20 protein-coding genes are annotated in these 21,270 nt (G+C 72.3%); 15 read left to right on the forward strand and 5 right to left on the reverse strand.

Annotated elements, in window-relative coordinates:
• Positions 1 to 5: 5 nt before the first annotated feature.
• The 4 genes from J3P36_RS13415 to J3P36_RS13430 form a co-directional block, all read right to left on the reverse strand.
• Positions 6 to 881, reverse strand: coding sequence for a sugar phosphate isomerase/epimerase (locus J3P36_RS13415; protein WP_210508710.1), 876 nt, complete (start codon positions 879 to 881; stop codon positions 6 to 8).
• Complete coding sequence (locus tag J3P36_RS13420) at positions 881 to 2,056, reverse strand: dihydrodipicolinate synthase family protein (protein WP_210508711.1); 1,176 nt, start codon at positions 2,054 to 2,056, stop codon at positions 881 to 883. Before J3P36_RS13420 ends, J3P36_RS13415 begins: the two co-directional genes overlap by 1 nt.
• 2 nt (positions 2,057 to 2,058) lie before the next feature.
• Complete coding sequence (locus J3P36_RS13425) at positions 2,059 to 3,246, reverse strand: Gfo/Idh/MocA family protein (RefSeq protein ID WP_246854751.1); 1,188 nt, start codon at positions 3,244 to 3,246, stop codon at positions 2,059 to 2,061.
• Positions 3,247 to 3,420: 174 nt separating this feature from the next.
• Positions 3,421 to 4,458, reverse strand: a complete 1,038-nt coding sequence (locus tag J3P36_RS13430; RefSeq protein WP_210508713.1) for a LacI family DNA-binding transcriptional regulator — start codon at positions 4,456 to 4,458, stop codon at positions 3,421 to 3,423.
• A 116-nt stretch (positions 4,459 to 4,574) separates the two neighbouring features.
• Here J3P36_RS13430 and J3P36_RS13435 point away from each other — a divergent pair, with 116 nt between their 5' ends.
• Together J3P36_RS13435 and J3P36_RS13440 are read left to right on the forward strand one after the other, a co-directional pair.
• Positions 4,575 to 5,666 (forward strand): Gfo/Idh/MocA family protein, encoded by a 1,092-nt coding sequence (locus tag J3P36_RS13435; protein WP_210508714.1) that lies wholly within the window; start codon positions 4,575 to 4,577, stop codon positions 5,664 to 5,666.
• Positions 5,663 to 6,508, forward strand: coding sequence for a PmoA family protein (locus J3P36_RS13440; RefSeq protein WP_210508715.1), 846 nt, complete (start codon positions 5,663 to 5,665; stop codon positions 6,506 to 6,508). The genes J3P36_RS13435 and J3P36_RS13440 overlap by 4 nt, the downstream gene beginning before the upstream one ends.
• Here the strand turns inward: J3P36_RS13440 and J3P36_RS13445 are convergent.
• Positions 6,505 to 7,485 carry an acetylxylan esterase gene (locus J3P36_RS13445; protein WP_210508716.1) on the reverse strand — a complete coding sequence of 327 codons (981 nt, stop codon included), beginning with the start codon at positions 7,483 to 7,485 and terminating at the stop codon, positions 6,505 to 6,507. The two genes, J3P36_RS13440 and J3P36_RS13445, sit on opposite strands and share 4 nt — an antisense overlap.
• A gap of 132 nt (positions 7,486 to 7,617) precedes the next feature.
• Here J3P36_RS13445 and J3P36_RS13450 point away from each other — a divergent pair, with 132 nt between their 5' ends.
• From J3P36_RS13450 to J3P36_RS13510, 13 genes are all read left to right on the forward strand, one after another.
• Positions 7,618 to 8,916, forward strand: coding sequence for an extracellular solute-binding protein (locus tag J3P36_RS13450; protein WP_210508717.1), 1,299 nt, complete (start codon positions 7,618 to 7,620; stop codon positions 8,914 to 8,916).
• 41 nt (positions 8,917 to 8,957) lie between these two features.
• Positions 8,958 to 9,941, forward strand: coding sequence for a carbohydrate ABC transporter permease (locus J3P36_RS13455; protein ID WP_210508718.1), 984 nt, complete (start codon positions 8,958 to 8,960; stop codon positions 9,939 to 9,941).
• Positions 9,938 to 10,846 (forward strand): carbohydrate ABC transporter permease, encoded by a 909-nt coding sequence (locus J3P36_RS13460; protein WP_210508719.1) that lies wholly within the window; start codon positions 9,938 to 9,940, stop codon positions 10,844 to 10,846. The genes J3P36_RS13455 and J3P36_RS13460 overlap by 4 nt, the downstream gene beginning before the upstream one ends.
• Positions 10,847 to 10,848: 2 nt before the next feature.
• Positions 10,849 to 11,463 carry a hypothetical protein gene (locus J3P36_RS13465; RefSeq protein ID WP_246854752.1) on the forward strand — a complete coding sequence of 205 codons (615 nt, stop codon included), beginning with the start codon at positions 10,849 to 10,851 and terminating at the stop codon, positions 11,461 to 11,463.
• Between the two features lie 106 nt (positions 11,464 to 11,569).
• Positions 11,570 to 13,345 carry a proline--tRNA ligase gene (locus tag J3P36_RS13470; protein WP_210508721.1) on the forward strand — a complete coding sequence of 592 codons (1,776 nt, stop codon included), beginning with the start codon at positions 11,570 to 11,572 and terminating at the stop codon, positions 13,343 to 13,345.
• Between the two features lie 259 nt (positions 13,346 to 13,604).
• The gene (gene nusA, locus J3P36_RS13475) at positions 13,605 to 14,609 is read left to right on the forward strand and encodes a transcription termination factor NusA (RefSeq protein ID WP_210508722.1); all 1,005 of its coding nucleotides are present in this window, start codon (positions 13,605 to 13,607) and stop codon (positions 14,607 to 14,609) included.
• 329 nt (positions 14,610 to 14,938) lie between these two features.
• Complete coding sequence (locus J3P36_RS13480; RefSeq protein ID WP_210508723.1) at positions 14,939 to 16,000, forward strand: Gfo/Idh/MocA family protein; 1,062 nt, start codon at positions 14,939 to 14,941, stop codon at positions 15,998 to 16,000.
• Complete coding sequence (locus J3P36_RS13485) at positions 15,997 to 16,800, forward strand: hypothetical protein (protein WP_210508724.1); 804 nt, start codon at positions 15,997 to 15,999, stop codon at positions 16,798 to 16,800. Before J3P36_RS13480 ends, J3P36_RS13485 begins: the two co-directional genes overlap by 4 nt.
• Positions 16,801 to 16,840: 40 nt before the next feature.
• Positions 16,841 to 17,455, forward strand: coding sequence for a TetR/AcrR family transcriptional regulator (locus J3P36_RS13490; protein WP_210508725.1), 615 nt, complete (start codon positions 16,841 to 16,843; stop codon positions 17,453 to 17,455).
• A 103-nt stretch (positions 17,456 to 17,558) separates the two neighbouring features.
• Positions 17,559 to 18,410 carry a sugar phosphate isomerase/epimerase gene (locus tag J3P36_RS13495; protein ID WP_210508726.1) on the forward strand — a complete coding sequence of 284 codons (852 nt, stop codon included), beginning with the start codon at positions 17,559 to 17,561 and terminating at the stop codon, positions 18,408 to 18,410.
• On the forward strand, positions 18,407 to 19,444 hold the full coding sequence (locus J3P36_RS13500) for a zinc-binding dehydrogenase (RefSeq protein ID WP_210508727.1): 1,038 nt from the start codon (positions 18,407 to 18,409) through the stop codon (positions 19,442 to 19,444). The genes J3P36_RS13495 and J3P36_RS13500 overlap by 4 nt, the downstream gene beginning before the upstream one ends.
• A gap of 60 nt (positions 19,445 to 19,504) precedes the next feature.
• Positions 19,505 to 20,272, forward strand: a complete 768-nt coding sequence (locus J3P36_RS13505) for a ThuA domain-containing protein (RefSeq protein ID WP_210508728.1) — start codon at positions 19,505 to 19,507, stop codon at positions 20,270 to 20,272.
• Positions 20,269 to 21,189, forward strand: coding sequence for a zinc-binding dehydrogenase (locus J3P36_RS13510; RefSeq protein ID WP_210508729.1), 921 nt, complete (start codon positions 20,269 to 20,271; stop codon positions 21,187 to 21,189). The genes J3P36_RS13505 and J3P36_RS13510 overlap by 4 nt, the downstream gene beginning before the upstream one ends.
• Positions 21,190 to 21,270: the final 81 nt, after the last annotated feature.

The following is a 21,270-nucleotide window of genomic DNA, read 5'->3' on the forward strand; positions in this document are numbered from 1 at the left end:
AGCGCTCAGACCGGAACGCGGGCGCCGAGGTGCGGGGCCACGGCGGCGTCGAAGGCCGACGCGGTGCGGGCGGCGACCGCCGCCCAGTCGTCCGCCCAGATCTGCTCGTTGAACAGCTCGACCTCGATGTCGCCGGTGTAGCCGGTCGCCTCGACGGCGGCGGTGAGGGAGCCGAAGTCGATCACGCCGTCGCCGGGGTAGTGGCGGGCGAGGAGGACGTCGGCGGGCAGCGGAGTCGCCCAGTCGCAGACCTGGTAGCTCGCGATGCGCCCCTCGGCGCCCGCGCGGGCGATCGAGGTGAGCACGTCCGGGTCCCACCAGATGTGGAACGTGTCGACGACGACGCCGACGCTCGACGCGGGGAACGGCTGGGCGAGGTCGAGCGCCTGCCCGAGCGTCGAGACGACGGCACGGTCGGACGCGTACATCGGGTGGAGGGCCTCGATGGCCAGGGTGACGCCGGACGCGCGCGCCTGCGGCTCGAGCTCGCCGAGCGCGTCCCGGACCCGGGCGCGGGCGCCGATCAGGTCCCGGGATCCCTCGGGCAGCCCGCCCGCGACGAGCACGAGCACCGCGGCGGAGCCGGGCGCTCCCGCTCCGGCGAGGACGCCCGTCTCCTCGATCGCCCGCCGGTTGGCGTCGATCGAGCGGCGGCGCTCCGCCGCGTCGGCCACGGTGAAGAAGCCGCCGCGGCAGAGGCTCGAGAAGCGGAGGCCGGAGTCGGCGAGCAGCCGCGCGGCGCGGGCGAGGCCGACCTCGGCGACGGGCTCGCGCCACAGGCCGATGCTCTCGATCCCCGCCGCGCGCGTGCGGTCGAGGGCGGCTTCGAGCGGCGCGTGCTTGATCGTCGCCTGGTTGAGGGAGAGCCGGGGGTGCGCCATCAGGCCACCGCCACCGGGGTGCGGACGCCGTTCAGCTCGAGCAGTCGGCTCCACCGCTCGGCGGCCAGCTCGGGCTGCTCGAGGGCGCCGCACCCGTTGGCGAGCCGCACGATCTCGGAGAGGTGCGGCAGGCTCCGTCCGGCGTGCAGGCCGCCGACCATGGTGAAGGACTGCTGGTGCCCGTTCAGCCAGGACAGGAACGCGACGCCCGTCTTGTAGAACCAGGTGGGCGTGGCGAAGATCTGCCGGGAGAGCGCCTCGGTCGGGCCGAGGATGCGGCGGTACTCGCCCGGGTCGCCCGCGTCGAGGGCCTGCACCGCGGCCGACGCGTGCGGGCCGAGCGCCGCGAAGGCGCCGAGCAGCGCGTCGGAGTGGCCCTGCTCGTCGCCCTCGATGAGGCGGACGTAGTTGAAGTCGTCGCCCGTGAACATGCGTGCGCTCGCCGGCAGCCGGCGCCGGACCGAGATCTCGGCGTCCGCGTCGAGCAGGCTCATCTTGATCCCGGACACCCGGTCGCCCGCTCCGGAGATGATGCGCACGAGGGTGGCCGACGCCTCGTCGAACGACGTCGAGCCGAAGTAGCCGGCGAGGGCCGGGTCGAAGGCGGAGCCGAGCCAGTGCAGCAGCACGGGCGCGCCCGCCGAGCCCAGCACCTCCGCGTACACCCGGCGGTAGTCGTCGGGGCCGCATGCGGCGCGCGCGAGGTGGCGGCTCGCCATGAGCACGACGCCCGCGCCCGCGTCCTCGGCGTAGTGCAGCTGCTCGCGGTAGGCGTCGATCACCCGGTCGAGCGGGACGACCTCGTCCTCCAGGTGGTCGGTGTTGACCCCGACCACGAGGGCGCCGCCCGCAGAGGCCGCCTCCGCAGCGCTGCGGGAGACGAGCTCCCGCGTCGCCGCGGCGTCGAGACCCATGTTGCGCTGGGCGGTGTCCATCGCGTCGGCGACGCCGAGGCCCCACGACCAGAGGTGGTGGCGGTAGGCGAGGGTCGCGTCCCAGTCGAGCTGCGCGGGAGCGCCGGGGACGTTGTCGGCCCAGGGGAGCGGCACGACATGGGCGGCCGCGTACACGGTGCGGGCCACGAGCGGCCGGGCCGGGCGGGAGAAGGAGGGCGCGGGCGCGAGGGCGGCCGCGGAGACGCGGCCGTCCTGGTCGAGGAGCGGCAGATCCGTCACGGTCAGCGCCCCGCGGGAGTGCCGGCCAGCATCTCCCGGTCCGCCTCCGTGCCGTCCAGGTCCGTGTCGAGGGTGACCTCGGGCAGCTCGAGGCGGCGGCCGGAGCGCGACGAGGCGAGCCCCTGCTCGGCGAGGAGCATTCCGCGGGCGCCGGCGAGGAAGTCGTACGGGTGCGGCGCGTCCTCGGCGACGTGGCGGATGAACTGCTCCCACTGCGTCTTGAAGCCGTTCTCGAACACGTCGTTCGTCGGCACGTCGATCCAGTCGTCGTCGTAGTCGTGCGTGTCGGCGAGGTCGGGGTTCCACACCGGCTTGGGTGTCGCGTTGCGCGGCTGGATCTTGCAGCCGAAGAGGCCCGCCACGGCCGAGCCGTGCGTGCCGTCGACCTGGAACTCGACGAGCTCGTCGCGGTTGACCCGCACGGTCCAGCTCGAGTTGAGCTGGGCGATGATGCCGCCCTCCAGCTCGAACACGGCGTAGGCGGCGTCGTCGGCGGTGGCCGCGTACGGCTCGCCCTTCTCGTCCGAGCGCTCCGGGATGTGCGTGACGGCGCGCGCGTAGACGGACTCGACCCGGCCGAACAGGTTCTCGAGCACGTAGCTCCAGTGGGGGAACATGTCGACGACGATGCCGCCGCCGTCCTCGGCCCGGTAGTTCCAGCTGGGCCGCTGCGCCGGCTGCCAGTCGCCCTCGAACACCCAGTAGCCGAACTCGCCGCGGACGGAGAGGATGCGGCCGAAGAAGCCGGAGTCGACGAGGCGCTTCAGCTTCTGCAAGCCGGGCAGGTAGAGCTTGTCGTGGACGACGCCGTTCTTCACGCCGGCGTCGGTCGCGAGGCGGGCGAGCTCGAGGGCCTCCTCGAAGGTCTCGGCGGTCGGCTTCTCGGTGTAGATCGCCTTGCCGGCCGCGATCGCCTTGCGGATCGCCGCGGCGCGGGCCTTGGTGACGAGGAAGTCCGAGTAGATGCTCCAGCGCGGGTCGGCGAGGACCGCGTCGAGGTCGGTCGACCAGTGCTCGATGCCGTGCTTCGCGGCGAGCTCCGCGAGCTTCGCCTCCGAGCGGCCGACGAGGATCGGCTCGACCTGGACCCGGCGTCCGTCGGACAGCTCGACGCCGCCCTGCTCGCGGATCGCGAGGATCGACCGCACGAGGTGCTGGCGGTATCCCATGCGCCCGGAGACGCCGTTCATGATGATTCCGATTGTCGACTCTGACACGGTGCGCTCTTCCTGGTCTCGAGTTCCGGCGGGCGCCGGAAAGCGTTTACCCACCATACGTCCGAGGAGGACCCGAATCAAGGTCAGGGGGCGTGGCGCGTCCGCTCGTGCAGATGCCGCCGGACGGGGCGCCGGGCGGCGGGCTCGTCAGCGGGTGCTGGCGCGGAGCAGGACGGCGCCGCCGACGGTGCGCACCTGGCGCTCACCGTCCTCGCGCTCGCGCAGCGCCATCTCGAGCGCCAGGCGGCCCATCTCGACGAGGGGCAGGCGCACCGTGGTGAGGGCCGGCGTGACGTCCGCGGCGGTGGCGATGTCGTCGAAGCCGGCCACTCCGATCCTGCCCGGGACGTCGACGCCGGCGTCGCGCAAACGGGACAGGGTGCCGATCGCCATGACGTCGCTGACCGCGAAGACGACGTCCACGCCGTCGAGGCCGCGCTCGAGGAGCTCGCCGGCCGCCGCGTAGCCGCCGTCGCGCGTGAACTCGCCGGCGACGACGAGCTCGTCGGGGAGCTCGATGCCGGACTCGGCCAAGCCGTCGCGGAAGCCCTGGAGGCGGTCGGCCGAGGTCAGCAGCGACCGGGACCCGGTGATGGCGGCGAAGCGCCGGTTGCCCCGGTCGGCGAGGGCTCGGGCGAGGTCGCGCGCGCCCTCGTAGTTGCGCATCTGGACGGTGTCGAACGGCAGGGACTGCTGGGCCACGACGACGACCCGGCCGCCGGACTCCTCGTACGCGGCGAGCTCGCGGGTGAGCGCCTCCTCCTCGCCGGCGGAGTCGAGGAAGCGGGAGCCGGTGAGGATGAGCACCCGGGGCCGCTGGCCGCGGAGGCTCTTGACGATGCCGAGCTCGCGCGCGGCGCTCCGCTCGGTCACCGCCATCGTGACGAGGAGGCCCGACTCGTCGGCGCCCCGCATCACGCCGGACGCGATCGAGGAGAAGTAGGGGTCGGCGATGTCGCTGACCACGAGCGCGACCGTGGGGGACATGCCCTTGGCGATCGCCTGGGCCGAGAAGTTCGCGATGTAGCCGAGCCGCTCGGCCGCGGCGACCACCCTCGCGCGGTACTCCTCGTTGACCCGGCGGGTGCTGCCGTTGAGCGACCGGGACGCGGTCGCCAGGGAGACCCCGGCCTCGCGCGCGACGTCGTGCAGGGTCGCGGGGCTCCGCGGCGTCCCAGGAGGCATCATCGTCCTTTCGGTGGAGGCCATACTGCCACGGGCATGCGTCCGGAGGGGACCCGGGGTGGCATATCCGGCAAGCGCTTTCCTTGCTACGGTGGCCGCGAGGACGAGGAGGTCGCGTGACGGAGGGGCAGCAGCTGAGGGCCGGGATACTCGGGACCGGAGGTGTCGCGGTGCTGCACGCCCGGGCGCTCGCGGAGCTCCCCGGCGCCCGCCTGGTCGCCGTGAGCGACGTCGACCCGGACCGCGCGGCGGCGTTCGCGGCCGAGCACGGCGCCGAGCGGACCTTCGGGTCGCTGGAGGGGATGCTCGCCGAGGGCGGGCTCGACGTCCTGCACATCTGCACGCCGCCGCCGGGCCACGCCGACCAGGCGAAGGCCGCGTTCGCCGCGGGCGCGCACGCGATCGTCGAGAAGCCGCCCGCGCTCACCCTCGCCGAGGTCGCCGACATGCAGGCCGCCGCGGACGCCGCGGACCGCCGCCTCGCCGTCGTCTTCCAGCAGCGCAGCGGCACCGCCGCCGCCCATGTGAAGCGGCTGCTCGAGTCGGGCGCGCTCGGCCGTCCGCTGGTCGCGCTCTGCCAGACGCTCTGGCACCGCATCGGCGCGTACTACGAGGCGCCCTGGCGGGGCACGTGGGCGGGGGAGGGCGGGGGGCCGACGTTCAGTCTCGCTATCCACCAGATCGATCTGCTCGCGCACCTGCTCGGCGAGTGGAGCTCCGCCTCGTCCCGGTTCTGGCGGCTCGACCGGCCCATCGAGACCGAGGACGTCGCGGTCGGCTCGCTCGTGTTCGAGTCGGGCGCCGTGGCGTCCGTCGTGACGAGCGTGCTGTCGCCGCGGCAGGAGAGCCGCCTCCGCATCGACACCGAGAAGGCGACCGTCGAGCTCGTCCACCTCTACGGGCACTCGACGGCGAACTGGACGATCACCCCCGCGCCGGGGATCGACGAGGACGAGGCACGGAGCTGGGCGTTCCCGGACGCCGACGTGCCGAGCGGCCACGACGCGCTCCTCGCCGACGTCTACGCCGCCCTCCGGGACGGCGCTCCGGTGCCGCCCTCCGCGGACGAGCCGTCGCGGGCCCTGTCGATCGTCGCGGCGCTCTACGCGTCCGCGAGGGAGGGTGCTCCCATCGGCCGTGCCGAGCTGCTCGCCCGCCCGGAGCTCGGCGCCGCCCTGCGGGCGCCCCTCGAGACGCCGCCCGCATGACGGCGGACACGGTCGACCTGACCGTCGACGGGACCGCGGTCGCCACCATCGTGCAGCGGGACGGAGCGCCTCGACTGGAGTCGCCGCGCCCCTACCTGCATCCGATCCGCTCGCTCGCCGGCCGGATCGTGTCCGACCACCGCCCCGCCGACCACGCCTGGCACTGGGGGCTCAGCCTCGCCGTCGCGAACCTCGCCGTGCCGGGCGAGCCGCATCCGGTCAACCTCTGGGGTGGGGTCACCTTCGCGGGCGGCGGCTATGTGCAGCTGCCGAACAACGGCAGCCAGGACGTGGTCGCCGAGCGGCGCATCCCCGGCGGGCTCGAGCTCGGCCTCGAGTGGCGTACGCCGGCCGGGCGGGCCTTCCTGCGGGAGTCCCGGAGGATGTCCCCTCGCCGGGAGAGCGACCGCGTCTGGGTGCTCGACTGGGAGTCCCGCCTCGACGCTCTGGAGGGCCCGCTCGGCTTCGGCAGCCCGACGACCGCGGGGCGTCCCGCCGCGGGCTACGGCGGGCTCTTCCTGCGCCTCGCGCCCTCGTTCGCGGACGCCGACGTGATCCTCGACGAAGTCGGGCGGACCGCGGACGATGCGATGGGCCGCCGCGGCTCGCGCTGCGCGCTGCGGACCGCCGAGGTCGAGGTCGCGCTCGAGGCGGACCCTCGGAACCCGGTGGCGTCCGCGCCCTGGTTCGTGCGCACCGGCGCCACGCCGATGCTCTGCGCGGCGCCGTTCTTCGACGAGGAGTGGCGCCTCGGCGCGGGGGAGTCGGCCACCTGGCGGTGGCGGCTTCGGATCGAGGACCTGGAGCCGCGGCTGCGGCTCCAGGCCTCGGATCCTGCCTAGCCGAGCAGCTCCCGCGCGAAGCGGAGGTGCTCCACGTCCTGGAACGCCCCGCCCTGCTCATGCCCGTTGTACGGGTAGACCTTCATGCGCTTCTCGCCCGCGTAGGCGTTGTACGCGGCGTAGACGGTCGACGGCGGGCAGACGTCGTCGAGCAGGCCCACCGAGAACATCGCCGGCAGCTGCGCCCGCGCCGCGAAGTTGACGCCGTCGAAGTAGGACAGCGTCCGGAAAGCGGCCTCCTCGGAGCCGCGGCGGGTGCGGAAGAACCGCACGAGCTCCCCGTACGGCAGCGTCTCGACGAGGCGGGTCGCGTGCCGGATGTGGGTGAGGAACGGCACGTCGATGACCGCTGCGCGCGGCGCGATGTCGAGCACTCGCGGCGCGAGCGCCGCCGTCGCCATCGAGATCGCGCCGCCCTGGCTGCCGCCCGAGACGAGGATCCGAGCCGCGTCGACCGAGGGATGCGCCTGCGCGGCGGCGACCGCACGGACGGCGTCCGTGAACAGGCGCCGGTAGTAGTACGTCTCCGGGGACTCGATGCCGAGGGTGAGGAAGCCGCCCCAGTGCGGCCCGCCCACGCCGGGGTCCGGGGTGTCGCTCACCCGGTGCCCGGCGCCCTGACCGCGCAGGTCCATCACGAAATGCGCGAAGCCGGCCGACGGTAGCGCCGTCCACTCGCCGAGCAGGCCGCGCCCGCCGCCGTAGCCGATGTACGTGACGACGGTCGGCAGCGGGCCCTCGACGCCGCGGGGCACCAGGAGCCAGGCCCGGATCGGATGCCCGCCCCAGCCCGCGAAGGTGACGTCGTACGTGTGCAGCCTGGTGTACCCCGCGTCCACCTCGGCGAAGCGCGCGTCGAGCGCGTGCTCCGCCGCCTCGGCGAGGGTGCGGTCCCAGAAGTCGTCGAAGTCGGCGGGCTCCTCGCGCTCGGGGCGGTACTCCTGCAGGCGCTCCAGCGGCTGGTCGAACTGCGGCATTCCTCGTGCTCCTCCGTCTCGACACGCGGTCGGGGGCGTGTGGTTGACCCTTCCGGTTCTCGTGCCTATGCTACCGGGATAACGCTTTCCCAAGCGTCCGCACAGCAGCGAAACCCCCTATGGAGGACAACGATGTTCCCTCGCCAACGGCGCAGCGTCATCGCAGGATCGGCACTTCTGCTCGCCACAGCACTCGGTCTCACCGGGTGCTCGGCCGGCGGATCCGGCGGCGGAGGGGGCGGGGGTGAGTTCGATCCCGAGGCGCCCGTCACCCTCAACTTCACCTGGTGGGGCAACGACGACCGCGCGGACCGCTACAACCGCCTGATCGAGTCGTTCAACGAGGAGTACCCGAACATCACGATCAACGGGACGTTCACGGACTTCCCGAGCTACTGGGAGAAGCGCCAGACCGAGGCGGCCGGCGGCGGCCTGCCGGACGTGTGGCAGTTCTCCGACACCTACCTGCGCCAGTACGGCGAGTCCGGCCTCCTGGCCGACCTCGGCGAGCTCGAGGACCAGATCGACCTCAGCACCTTCTCGGAGGGCCTGCTCGCGACCGGTCAGCTCGAGGGCCAGCAGCTCTCCCTCCCCACCGGCTACAGCGCCTGGGCCGTGTTCCAGAACGACGACCTGCTCACGCAGGCCGGCGTGGAGCCCTACGAGGGCGGCACGGACTACGAGGAGTACTCGGAGTGGATGGCGAGCGTCACCGAGGCCTCCGGCGGCGCGGTCTACGGCGGCACCGACTACACGCAGCGCATCCAGAACTTCGAGCTGGTCCTCCGCCAGCAGGGCGGCAACCTCTTCACCGAGGACGGCCAGCTCGCCTTCGACGAGGACGACCTGCGCGAGTTCTGGGAGCGGGGCGACGCCGACCGCAACGGCGTCGTCGCACCGCAGAACCGCCTCGAGGAGGTCGTGCCCCTCTCCGGCTTCGACTCGAAGTTCACCGCGAGCGAGATGTCGTGGAGCAACTTCCTCGCCGCCTACTCCTCGACGACGGCCGCGAGCCACATCACCATGGTGCCGCCGCCGACCACCGACCCCGACGCGAAGGACCTGTACCGCCAGGGCGGCCTGCAGATGGCCATCTCCGCGGACACGGAGCACCCGGAGGCCGCGGCCCTGTTCCTCGACTACGTCGTGAACAGCCCGGAGGCCGGCGAGATCTTCGGCACGTCGCTCGGCTTCCCCGCCTCCACGTCGAAGCTCGAGGGCGCCACACTCGAGGGCGTCGACGCCCAGGTGGCCGAGTACCTCGAGTCCGTCGAGGACCGTCTCGGCGATGCTCCTCCCGTCCCGGTCGTCGGCTACGGTGCCCTGGAGCAGACCTTCTGGGACCTCGGCAAGTCCATCGGGCTCGGGGCCGTCTCGGTCGACGACGCGGTCACGCAGTTCTTCGACGAGGCGAGCGCGACGCTCGGCTGAGCTCGCACCCGCACGATCGACGCGACGAAGGAGTCAGGACGATGACAGCGAGTCCGGCAATCAGACCCGATGCGGTCGCCGCACCCGACTCCGCCCGTGGGCCGGTGGCACGCCACCGGCCCACCGGCCCCGCCCGCAAGCGCCGCCGGGGCGACACCCTCGCCGGCTACGTGTTCCTTTCGCCGTGGCTGATCGGGTTCTTCGCGCTCACGGCGGGCCCGATGCTCGCCTCGCTCTACCTGGCGTTCACGGACTACAACATCTTCCAGGAGCCCGAGTGGATCGGGCTCGGCAACTTCGAGCGGATGATGGAGGACGGCAGGTTCTGGCAGTCCGTCCAGATCACGCTCGTCTACGTCCTCGTCGGCACCCCCGTGAAGCTCGCGGCGGCCCTCGCCGTCGCGATGCTGCTCAACTTCCGCAGCCGCGGCACCGGCTTCTTCCGGTCCGCCTTCTACGCGCCCTCGCTCATCGGCGCGAGCGTCAGCATCGCCATCGTCTGGCGCGCCATGTTCTCGACGAACGGACCCGTCGACGGGGCCCTGAACATCTTCGGCATCGACATCGGCGGCTGGGTCGGCATCCCGGCGCTCGTGCTGCCGATGATGATCCTGCTCGCCGTGTGGCAGTTCGGCGCCCCGATGGTCATCTTCCTCGCCGGCCTCAAGCAGATCCCCGCCGAGCTCTACGAGGCGGCGTCCGTCGACGGAGCCGGCCCCTTCCGCAAGTTCCGCAGCGTCACGCTGCCGATGCTCTCGCCGGTCATCTTCTTCAACCTGCTGCTCGAGATGATCAACGCGTTCCAGGTGTTCGCCTCGGCGTACATCATCGGCTCGGGCACCGGCGGCCCGGCGGGCGCCACGAACTTCTACACCGTGTACCTCTACACGCGTGCGTTCACCAACAACCAGCTTGGCTACGCGTCCGCGATGGCCTGGGTGCTGCTCGCGGCGGTCGGTGTGATCGCCTTCATCCTGTTCCGCACCTCGCGGGGCTGGGTCCACTACACAGGAGACAGCCGATGACCGCCACCGCGACTCCGCTGATCGTCTCGCCCGAGGACGAGCGGCGCCCGTCCCCGGGCGCCCGCGGCCGCCGCCGCAGGGCCACCACCGCGGTGTGGGCGATCGTCATGGTCCTGATCGCCGCGATCGTGCTCTACCCGCTCATCTGGATGGTGCTCGCCTCGTTCAAGCCCAACGAGGAGTTCGGCAGCAACCAGGGCTTCTTCCCGGAGAACCCGACGATCGACAACTACCTGTCGGTGCTCGACGGGGTCGGCGGCGTGCCGCTCTCGACGTTCTTCCTCAACTCGCTGCTGCTCGCCGTCGGATCTGTGATCGGCACGGTGATCTCATCCTCGATGGCGGCGTACGCGTTCGCGCGGCTCGAGTTCCGCGGGCGGCCGCTCTACTTCACGCTGATGATCGGCACGCTCCTGCTGCCGTTCCACGTGCTGATCATCCCGCAGTACGTGCTCTTCCGGAATCTCGGCATGATCGACACGTTCCTGCCGATCCTGATCGGCAAGTTCCTCGCCACCGAGGCCTTCTTCGTGTTCCTCATGGTGCAGTTCATCCGCAACCTGCCGCGCGAGCTCGACGAGGCCGCCCGCATCGACGGCGCCGGACACCCGCGGATCTTCCTCTCGATCACGCTGCCGCTCATCAAGCCGGCTCTGATCAGCTCGTCGATCTTCGCGTTCATCTGGAGCTGGAACGACTTCCTCGCCCCGCTGCTCTACCTGAACTCGCCCGACAAGTACCCACTGCCGCTCGCGCTGCGCATCTTCAACGACCAGACCGGCACGTCCGACTACGGGGCCACGGTCGCGGTGTCCGTGCTCGCCCTGCTGCCGGTGCTGCTGTTCTTCATCGTGTTCCAGCGGTTCCTGGTCGAGGGCGTGGCGACGCAGGGCCTCAAGGGATGACCATGCGCGCCGCCCGCGCCCGCCGACCCCGCCCCCAGCGGGACGGCAGCGGGCTGCGCTGGCCCGGCGCGCAGGGGGCGTTCGCGCTGTTCACCGAGGTGCTCTGGACGGGCATCCTCGTCGCGGTCGCGTCGCTGCCGGTCGTCACCCTGCCGGCGGCGCTCGCGGCCGGCTCCCGCTCGCTGCGGAGCTACCTGCGCGCCGAGGAGTCCGGGTTCCGGCCCTTCGCCCGCGACTTCCGGGCCGCCGTCGCCGGAGGAGCGGTCGTCGGCCTCGGCGCCGTCGCGGTCGCGGCGCTGCTCGCGTTCGACGTGCTCCTCGCCGTCGGCGGCCGCCTGCCGGGCGGCGCGCTCGTCGGCGCGGTCGGTGCCGGCGGCCTCGCCGTCCTCGCCGCCGCGCTCCTGCTCGCCGCCGATGCCTGGACCCCGGAGGCCGGCTGGCGGCGGGCCCTGCGCACGCTGCCCGCCGACGTGCGGCGCGACCCGTTCGCCGCGGGCGCGGCGCTCCTCGGCGTGGCGCTGCTCGCGGTCTTCACGTGGCAGCTGCCGCCGCTGATCGTGCCCGCCCTCGGCTGTGCCGTCTTCGCGGTCGTCGCCGCGCGGGGCCGCATCCGCTGACCCCGACGCGGGTCGCGCGGACAGGTCGCGACGGTGTGCGGGGGTGCACCGATCCGCAGCACCCGCGCGGCCGGGGACGGGGGACCCGCGGATAGACTCGTTCGCCGTGCCAACACGTCTGTCCCAGCTGTTCGTCCGCACCCTGCGCGAGGACCCCGCCGACGCGGAGGTGACGAGCCACCGCCTCCTCGTCCGCGCCGGCTACATCCGCCGCCAGGCTCCCGGCGTCTTCGCCTGGCTGCCGCTCGGCCTGCGGGTGCGCGCGAACGTCGAGCGGGTCATCCGCGAGGAGATGGCCGCCGCGGGGGCACAGGAGGTGCTGTTCCCGGCGCTGCTGCCACGCGAGCCCTACGAGGCGACCGGCCGGTGGGAGGAGTACGGCGACGGCATCTTCCGCCTCAAGGACCGCAAGGGCGCCGACTACCTGCTCGCCCCGACGCACGAGGAGGTCTTCACGCTGCTCGTGAAGGACCTCTACTCCTCGTACAAGGACCTGCCGCTCACGATCTTCCAGGTGCAGGACAAGTACCGCGACGAGGCACGCCCCCGGGCCGGTCTGCTCCGCGGCCGCGAGTTCACGATGAAGGACGCGTACTCCTTCGACTGGACGGACGAGGGCCTCGACGCGAGCTACCAGCTGCAGCGCGACGCGTACGAGCGGATCTTCAACCGCCTCGGCCTCGAGTACGTCATCGTCGCCGCGGACGCCGGCGCGATGGGCGGCAGCAAGAGCGAGGAGTTCCTCCACCCCACCCCGATCGGCGAGGACACCTTCGTCCGCTCGCCGGGCGGCTACACCGCCAACGTCGAGGCGTTCACGACCCTCGCGCCCGAGGCGCTTCCGATCGACGGCCGGCCGGAGGCGCGCATCTTCGACTCGCCGAACACGCCGACCATCGAGACGCTGGTCGCGCTCGCGAACGCCGAGCAGCCGCGCGACGACCGGCCCTGGACCGCGGCCGACACGCTCAAGAACGTCGTGCTCGCGCTCACGCACCTCGACGGCACCCGCGAACTCGTCGTCGTCGGCCTCCCCGGCGACCGCGACGTCGACCTGAAGCGGGCCGAGGTGGCCTTCCAGCCCGCCGAGGTGGAGGCCGCGTCCGAGGGCGACTTCGACCGCACCACCGCCCTGGTGAAGGGCTACATCGGCCCCTGGTCGCCCCGCGGACCCGTGCTCGGCCTCGAGTCGGCCACGGGCATCCGCTACCTCCTCGACCCGCGCGTCGTCGACGGCACGGCCTGGATCACGGGTGCCAACGAGCACGAGAAGCACGTCCTGAGCCTCGTCGCGGGCCGCGACTTCACCGCCGACGGCTTCGTCGAGGTGGCCGAGGTGCGCGCAGGCGACCCGGCGCCCGACGGCTCCGGCCCGGTCGCGCTCGATCGCGGCACCGAGATCGGCCACGTCTTCCAGCTCGGCCGCAAGTACGCGGAGGCGCTCGGGCTGCAGGTGCTCGACCCGAACGGCAAGCTCGTCACGGTGACGATGGGCTCGTACGGCATCGGCGTCACGCGCAACCTGGCCCTCGTCGCCGAAGCGAACTCGGACGAGCGCGGGCTCGTCTGGCCCCGCGAGATCGCGCCCTACGACGTGCACATCGTCGCGACCGGCAAGGACGAGGCGGTCTACACGGCTGCCGAGGCGATCTCGGCCGAGCTCGAGGCGAGCGGCGTCGAGGTGCTCTACGACGACCGCCCGAAGGTGTCGCCCGGCGTGAAGTTCGGCGACGCGGAGCTGCTCGGCGTGCCGACCATCCTCATCGTCGGCAAGGGCCTCGCGGACGGGATCGTCGAGCTGTGGGACCGCCGCACGGGCGCCCGCACGCCGGTTCCGGTGGAGCAGGCCGCCGCGACGCTCCTCGCCGAGCTGCGCGCCTGAGCCGCCGCCGAACGGGCCGGGCCTCCCCCTCCCGCCATGTGCGCGGATCAGGACATCGCGCGCGGATCAGGACATCCGCTCGGTTTCGCACGCCGTTCAGGAGAACACGCCGTCTCGCGGCCCGGGTTTCCTGATCCGCGCAGATGGGGCGGGCGGCCCTCCCGCCGCAACCCCGGGCACGGTGCCGGGGCGGATCGGGTACTTTAGACGGAGCCTCCCCGCAGGGAGGTGTCACATCGCGAATAGTGGAGTCCGGCCCGTGGATATCGACCTCAGCGTGCTGCGCCTCATGGAGCGCGAGCGCGAGATCCCGTTCGAGGAGCTGGTGCGGATCATCGAGCAGGCGATCCTCACCGCATACCTGAAGCACGTGGGAAAGCCCGAGCCGAAGCACGGCAGCACCGAGCCGGCTCCCGCCCGCGTGCACATCGACCGCAAGACCGGTCACGTCACCGTCCACGTCCCCGAGCTCGACGACGAGGGCGCGGTGATCGGCGAGGCGGAGGACGACCCGCACGACTTCGGCCGCATCGCCGCCTTCGCCGCGAAGCAGGTGATCAACCAGCGCCTGCGCGACATCGGCGACGAGCGCATCCTCGGCGAGTTCCGCGGCAAGGAGGGCGACATCGTCGCCGGCGTCATCCAGCAGGGGCCGAACCCCCGCATGGTGCACGTCGACCTCGGCACGATCGAGGCGATCCTCCCGCCCGAGGAGCAGGTGCCGGGGGAGACCTACCCGCACGGCGAGCGCATCCGCGTCTACGTGACGAGCGTCGCCAAGGGCGCCAAGGGCCCCTCCATCACCGTCTCCCGCACCCACCCGTCGCTCGTCCGCAAGCTCTTCGCCCTCGAGGTGCCGGAGATCGCGAGCGGCGTCGTCGAGATCGTGTCCCTCGCCCGCGAGGCCGGCCACCGGTCGAAGATCGCGGTGCGCGCCACCGAGCCCGGCGTCAACGCGAAGGGCGCCTGCATCGGCGAGCTCGGCCAGCGCGTCCGCGCGGTCAGCGCCGAGCTCTCCGGCGAGAAGATCGACATCGTCGACTACTCGGACGACCTGCCGACCTTCGTCGCGAACGCCCTCTCGCCCGCCAAGGTGTCGAGCGCGTTCGTGCTCGACCCCAACATCAAGGCTGTCCGGGCGCTCGTCCCCGACTACCAGCTGTCGCTCGCGATCGGCAAGGAGGGCCAGAACGCCCGCCTCGCGGCCAAGCTGACCGGCGCCAAGATCGATATCCAACCGGATTCAATCCTCGACGAGGATTGAATCCGGAGGACACAGCCGATCCTCGACGAGGACTGACTCCCGAGCGGGCGCAGCCGCTGATCGGCTCACCGCTCTCGCATGGACCCCCGCGGCCCGGCCTGCCCTGATGGCGCCGGGCCGCGGTGCTGTCCGCGGGCATCCGTTGCGCGAAAGGTAAAGGTCTATATACTTTTCCTGTCGCCGGGGAAGTGGTGACGGCACGGGGCACAGCGACGTTCCCGGGTCGGGTGCCTCCCGCCGGGGGCACGCCGTTTTCCGATCAGGACGACCCCCGCAGCCGACGCTCCGCCGACGGCGCTCCCGGGCGCCGTCCGCAGAAGGAGCCCAAGATGACCCTTCCGACCTTCGGGGTGGGGATCCTCGGCTGCGGCCCCGTGACGCAGGCGATCCACCTGCCCACGCTGGCCCGCTTCGCCGAGACCTTCCACGTCGCCCGGGTGATGGACGTCGATGCCGACGTCGCCCAGGCCGTCGCCAGCCGCGCGGACAGCGCCTGGACGACGAGCGCGGACGAGGTGATCGCGGACGAGGACGTGCAGGTGGTGCTCGTCTGCAGTCCCAACCAGTTCCACGCCGAGCAGGTGATCGCCGCCTGCCGCGCCGGCAAGAAGGCCGTGCTCTGCGAGAAGCCCCTCGCGGTGAGCCACGAGGAGGCGCGCGAGATCGCTGCCATGTCCGCCGAGACCGGCGTGCCGATCGTCGTCGGGGCCATGCACACGTTCGACCCGGCCTGGATCGCGGCCACCCTGAACTGGGGCGACCTCGTGGAGAAGGTCCACACGATCCGGTATTCGATCGTCCTGACGCCCAATACACGGTCCGAGGACTTCGCCACCGAGATCCACTCCCGGCCCGAGCGGAGCTGGCCCGAGCTGACCCCGGCCGAGCGGGCTGCCGGGATGATGTTCGGCAGCATCATGGGTCTCGCGATCCACGACCTCCCCCTCGTCCGGCAACTCTGCCCGGACTTCCGCGACGTCGAGCTGCTCTCCGCGAGGACCCTCGAGCCGGGCGGCTACCTGCTGAACCTCCGCATCGGCGAGAGGCATGTGCAGGTCCACGGCCTCAACAACGAGTCATGGCGGCCCGAGTGGCGGGTGGAGGCGATCGCCGACGACGTCTCGCTCGTCGTCGACTTCCCGCCGCCCTACGTGCACGCCGGCTCCGGCTGGGCGACGTTCCGCTCTGCGAACGAGACCCGCACCTACGGCCCGTACCGCGCCAACGGCTACGAGGAGGAGTGGCGCTACCTCGCCGCTCTCGTGAAGGGCGAGGCCGAGCCCCTCGACACGCAGGTGCTCGTCGACGACCTGGAGTTCGCGCTCGGCATCGCCGAGACCGCGACCGCGACCGTCCGCGAGGCCGCGGAGCAGGCGGAGGTGCACGCATGAGCCGGCAGCTGACCGTGGGGACGGCCCCCGCGCCGCACGCGGACACCCTGGCGGCGGTGGTCACCCTGCCCGAGTCGCTCCGCCGCGCCGGCGACGCCGCGGACGTGGTCGGCGTGCTCGGCATCGAGGGGTGGCCCCGGGCGGCCGCAGACGCGATCCGCTCCGGCGCGCGCGGCGTGCTCGTCACAGAGCCGGTCGCCGCGGACGTGACGGAGCTGACGGCGCTCGCCGGCGAGCGGTCCGTGCCCGTCGTCCTCGACTCGCTCTGGGCCCCCAATCCTGCGGTCGGGCGCAGCGCGCCCTCGTTCGCCCTGCTCGCCGACGAGCGAGCACTGATCGAGGCTCGTGTCGACCTGCCGGTCGGCTCGGACCTCGACCAGGCCGCTCTCGATGTGCTCGCGCTCCTCCGCCGCGCCACGGGACCCGTCACCGAGCTGGACTTCGTGCGGCACGCCCGCACCGGCTGGGACGCGGTCGCGAGCTTCGGGAGCGGAGCCTCCGGCATGCTGAGCGTGATCCTCACCGACTCGCGCCCCGCATCGGCGGCGGTCCGGATCGTGAAGCCGGCCGACGCGGTCGAGCTCACCGTCCCGGCACCCGACACGGCGGCGCCGGGACGCGCGGTCGTGAGCGGTCCCGACGGCGAGACGCTGCTCGTCACCGCGTACGAGAGCGCGCATCGCGCCGCCTGGCGCCGACTGCACGGGCTCGTCCTCGACGGGGTGGCGGCGCCGGACCTCGAGGCCTTCGCCGCCGACGTGCGCGTCCTCGCGGCCGCTCGGGGCCGGAGGGCGGGCTGAGCAGGAGGAGCCCCGGCGGCATCCTCCGGCCGGGGGAGCGGTGAGCGCGCCGGCGCTGCGCGGTCCCTACCGGCGGGGCATCGAGAGGCGCCGGCAGGTGGTCATCACCGCCACCGAGGTGTTCGGCGAGCACGGCTTCCGCGGCGGCACGCTGCAGCAGGTCGCCGACCGGGTCGGCGGAACGCCGGCCGCGGTGCTCAAGCTGTTCGGCACCAAGGAGAAGCTGCTCATCGCCGTCCTCGAGCACTGGGGCGCGGTGACGAACGAGATCGTCCTGGAGGGAACCGCGCCGTACGCGCACCTCGACGGCTTCGCGAAGCTGATGCGGTACCACGTCGCGCATCCCGGGCTCCTGCAGCTGTACACGACGATGGCCGCCGAGGCGACGTCGGCCCAGCATCCCGCGCACGAGTTCATGACCCGCCGCTACCGGGACGCCCTCGCGAGCATGCGCGGGTGGTTCCAGGAGGCGGTGGATGCGGGCCACCTGCGCCCGCTCAGCCGGGCGGACATCGCCCACGAGGCGGAGTACCTGCTGGCGGCGCTCGACGGGCTCGAGATCCAGTTCCTGCTGAATCCCGCGTTCGACCTCGAGCGCTCCTTCGCGCTGTACACCGAGCGCGTCCTGTCGCGGCTGCGGCCGGCCCCCGACTGACCCGGCGGGGGCGCTGTGCGCGAAAGGTATGCGGGCATATACTTTTCCGGAAGGCGCGGAACGACCGGCCCTCCCCATCCTGAGCAACGAAGCGAGGAGCAGCATGACCGTCCCCGACGCCGCCGCCACAGTGAACGCGATCTCGTTCATGGGCGCCAACCTGGTCGCCCAGCAGCTGGACTGGAACATGACGAAGGGCTGGAACCAGGGCGACACGGCCGCCAACGAGTGGTACCGGCCTCTCGAGACCTTCGAGGAGCGCTTCGACGCGTTCGTCGCGAGCGCGGTGGACGCGGGCTTCGACACGGTCGACGTGTGGCACCCGCAGCTGAGCTACGAGTGGGCGACCGAGGAGCATCTCGCGGCCGCGCAGCGCGTGCTGCAGCGGCACGGGGTCACGGTCGCGAGCTACGGCAGCTACTACGGTGACACCCCGGAGCAGTTCCGGGCCGCGAACGAGGTCGCGAAGGCGCTCGGCACGCGCATCCTCGGCGGGCAGACCGCGCTGCTGAAGTCGGACCGCGCAGCCGTGGTCTCGATCCTGCAGGAGTACGGCAACGTCCTCGGACTCGAGAACCACCCGCAGCGCTCCGCCGCCGAGCTGCTCGAGGAGATCGGCGACGACGGCGCAGACGTGATCGGCGCCACCGTCGACACCGGCTGGTTCGGCACCCAGGGCTTCGACGCCGCGCAGGCGATCCGCGAGCTCGGTGACCGCGTCTTCTACGTGCATCTGAAGGACGTCCGCGCCGCCGGCGCCCACGACACGTGCGCGTACGGCGACGGCATCGTGCCCATCGAGGACTGCGTGCGCGCGCTCCGCGAGATCGGCTACACCGGCCCGATCAGCGTCGAGCACGAGCCCGAGCACTACGACCCGTTCCCCGAGGTCGTCCGCAGTCGCGCCCGCCTCGTCGAGCTCCTCGCGTCGACCCAGCCGAGCCTCGCCTCGTGATCGCCGCCGAGATCACCGGCAAGGGGGTCGTCGAGGTCGTCGAGCGGCCCGTGCCGAAGGCGAGCGGCGACCTCGTCGTCGTGAAGGTGCTCGTCGCCCCGATGTGCACCGAGTTCAAGAAGCGCCAGAACGGCATCGAGGACCGCTCGCTCGGTCACGAGGCGGTCGGTGTCATCGTCGACGCGGGGGAGTCACGGAGGTTCGCCGTGGGCGACCGCGTGGCCGTCATGCCGCACCACGGCTGCGGCGAGTGCTACCTCTGCACCTCGGGCGACTACATGCACTGCCCGGACCAGCGGGACGTGCTCGCGGAGACCGGGCAGGAGTACGGGACGGCCACCTACTCCCAGTACCTGCTGAAGCCGGACTGGCTCGTGATCCGGATCCCCGACGACATCTCGCTCGAGCACGGCGCCATGGCGTGCTGCGGCTTCGGCCCCACGTTCGGCGCGCTCGAGCGGATGGGCGTCGACGCGCTCGACGTCCTCCTCGTGTCGGGCTGCGGTCCCGTCGGGCTCGGCGCCGTCGTGCAGGGGGTGACGCGCGGTGCCCGCGTCTTCGCGATCGAGACCCACCCGTACCGGGCCGAGCTCGCGCGCAGGCTCGGCGCCGAGCGCGTCTTCAACCCGCTCGAGGAGGACGTGCCCGCCCTCGTCCGCGAGCTCACGGGGCGCGGCGCCGACGCCGGCATCGAGACGAGCGGCGCGCCGAACGGGGCGAAGTCGCTCGCGCTGTCGATCCGGTCGCGCGGCAGGCTCAGCGTCGTCGCCTGGGCCGGGGACGTGACCTTCCCGCCTCTCGTGCCGCAGGGCCTCGACATCTTCGGCGTGTGGCACTGGAACAGCCTCACCCTCGCCGAGGAGATGTGGCGCACCGTCCGCAAGGCCGGGGACCTCATCGACCTGATGATCACCCACGTGCTGCCGCTCGAGCAGGTCGCGGACGCCATGGACATCCAGGACCGGGGCGTCTGCGGCAAGATCCTGCTCCTGCCGCACGGCGCGGTGGACCAGGCTGGACTGCAGAGCGACTGAAGCAGGGGACGACCCTCTCCCGTCCATTGCCCGCGCCCCGAACCCGAGGAGAACGAGACCGTGCCGAACACCGAGCTGAGCATCACCGTCTGGAACGAGGGCGTGCACGAGGCCCGCAACTCGCCGCCCTCGATCGGTGAGGACTACCCGGACGGCATCCACGGCGCCATCGCCGCCGGGCTCGCCGAGCACCTTCCGGACGCCCGCATCCGCACCGCGGTGCTCGCCGATCCCGAGCACGGGCTGACCGAGGAGGTGCTCGCCGGCACCGACGTGCTGCTCTGGTGGGGTCACGCCGCGCACGATCAGGTCGCCGACGAGGTGGTCGAGCGGGTCAAGCGGCACGTCCTCGGCGGCATGGGGCTGCTCGTCCTCCACTCCGGCCACTTCTCGAAGATCTTCGTCTCGCTGATGGGCACCACGTGCTCCCTCGCCTGGCGCAACGACGGCGGCCGCGAGCTCGTCTGGACGGTCGCCCCCGGACATCCGATCGCGGAGGGCATCGAGAGCCCCATCGTCATCCCGCGGCAGGAGATGTACGGCGAGCTGTTCGACATCCCGACCCCCGACGACCTGGTCTTCATCAGCTCGTTCGAGGGCGGCGAGGTGTTCCGCTCCGGTGTCACCTTCACCCGCGGGCACGGGCGGATCTTCTACTTCAGCCCGGGCGACCAGGAGTACCCCGTCTACCACCACCCGACGGTCCGCAAGGTGCTCGCGAACGGGGTCCGCTGGGCGGCGCAGCCCGGCCGAGCCCGCACCGTGCCGACCGTCACGAATCCCGACCGCGAGTCGTTCGCGGCCGGACGCACCGGGAGCACCGCATGAAGTACCTGCTCGAGACCGCGCCGCAGACGGTCGAGGTGGCCGAGGACGGCGCGCCCGCCCTGCCGACCGGCTCCGTCCGCGTCGAGGTCGCCTACGTCGGCGTCTGCCACTCCGACACCGCCCGGGTGGCGGGCGGCCGCGGGCCCTTCCCCGCCCGGCTCGGCCACGAGGTGTCCGGCGTCGTCGTCGAGAGCGCCGCTCCCGGCCTCACCGTGGGCACGCGCGTCGTCGCCTACGTCGAGGACGGCTACGCGACCGAGCTGATCGTGCCCGCTGAGCGCATCGTGCCCGTGCATGCCGACTGCTCCCTCGTCGACGCGGCGCTCGCCGAGCCGCTCGCCTGCGTGATCGGCGGCATCGAGATGCTCGACCTCGCCCACGAGCGCGAGATCGTGCTCGTCGGCAGCGGCTTCATGGGCCTGATGGCGCTGCGGCTCCTCGTCGCGAACGGCCACCGCGTCACCGTGATCGAGCCGCGCGAGCACGCCCGCGACCTCGCCGCCGCGTGGGGAGCCGACCGGGTGCTGCATCCCGACGAGGTGCCCGACGACCTCCGGCAGGGCTGCTCCGTCGTGGTCGAGGCCACGGGCGCCGCCTCAGGGCTGCAGCTCGCGTCCGACCTCGTGCGGATCGCCGGCACGCTCGGCATCATGGGCTACCACCAGTCCTCGGGCGGCAAGCGCACCGTCGACATGGAGAGCTGGAACTACCGCGCGCTCAAGGTGCTGAGTCTCCACCACCGCAGCCGGGAGGACGTGCTGCGCTGGATCGACCGCGCGCAGCGGCTGAGCGCCCTCGGCTTCGTCCGCCCCTCCGAGCTCGCGGACCGGACGATCCCCCTCCGCGACCTGCCCGCGCTGTTCGCCGACCCCGCCGGACACGAGTCCATCAAGACGGTCGTCGACATGCGCTCCTGAAATCGGTCCCACGCCCGCCGCGAAATGCGGCAACATCGAACAAAAGCCCTGCGCTCGCTCGGAGCGCTTCAACGACGAAAG

The sequence above is a fragment of the Naasia sp. SYSU D00057 genome, from assembly GCF_017916505.1.
GTDB lineage: Bacteria > Actinomycetota > Actinomycetes > Actinomycetales > Microbacteriaceae > Naasia.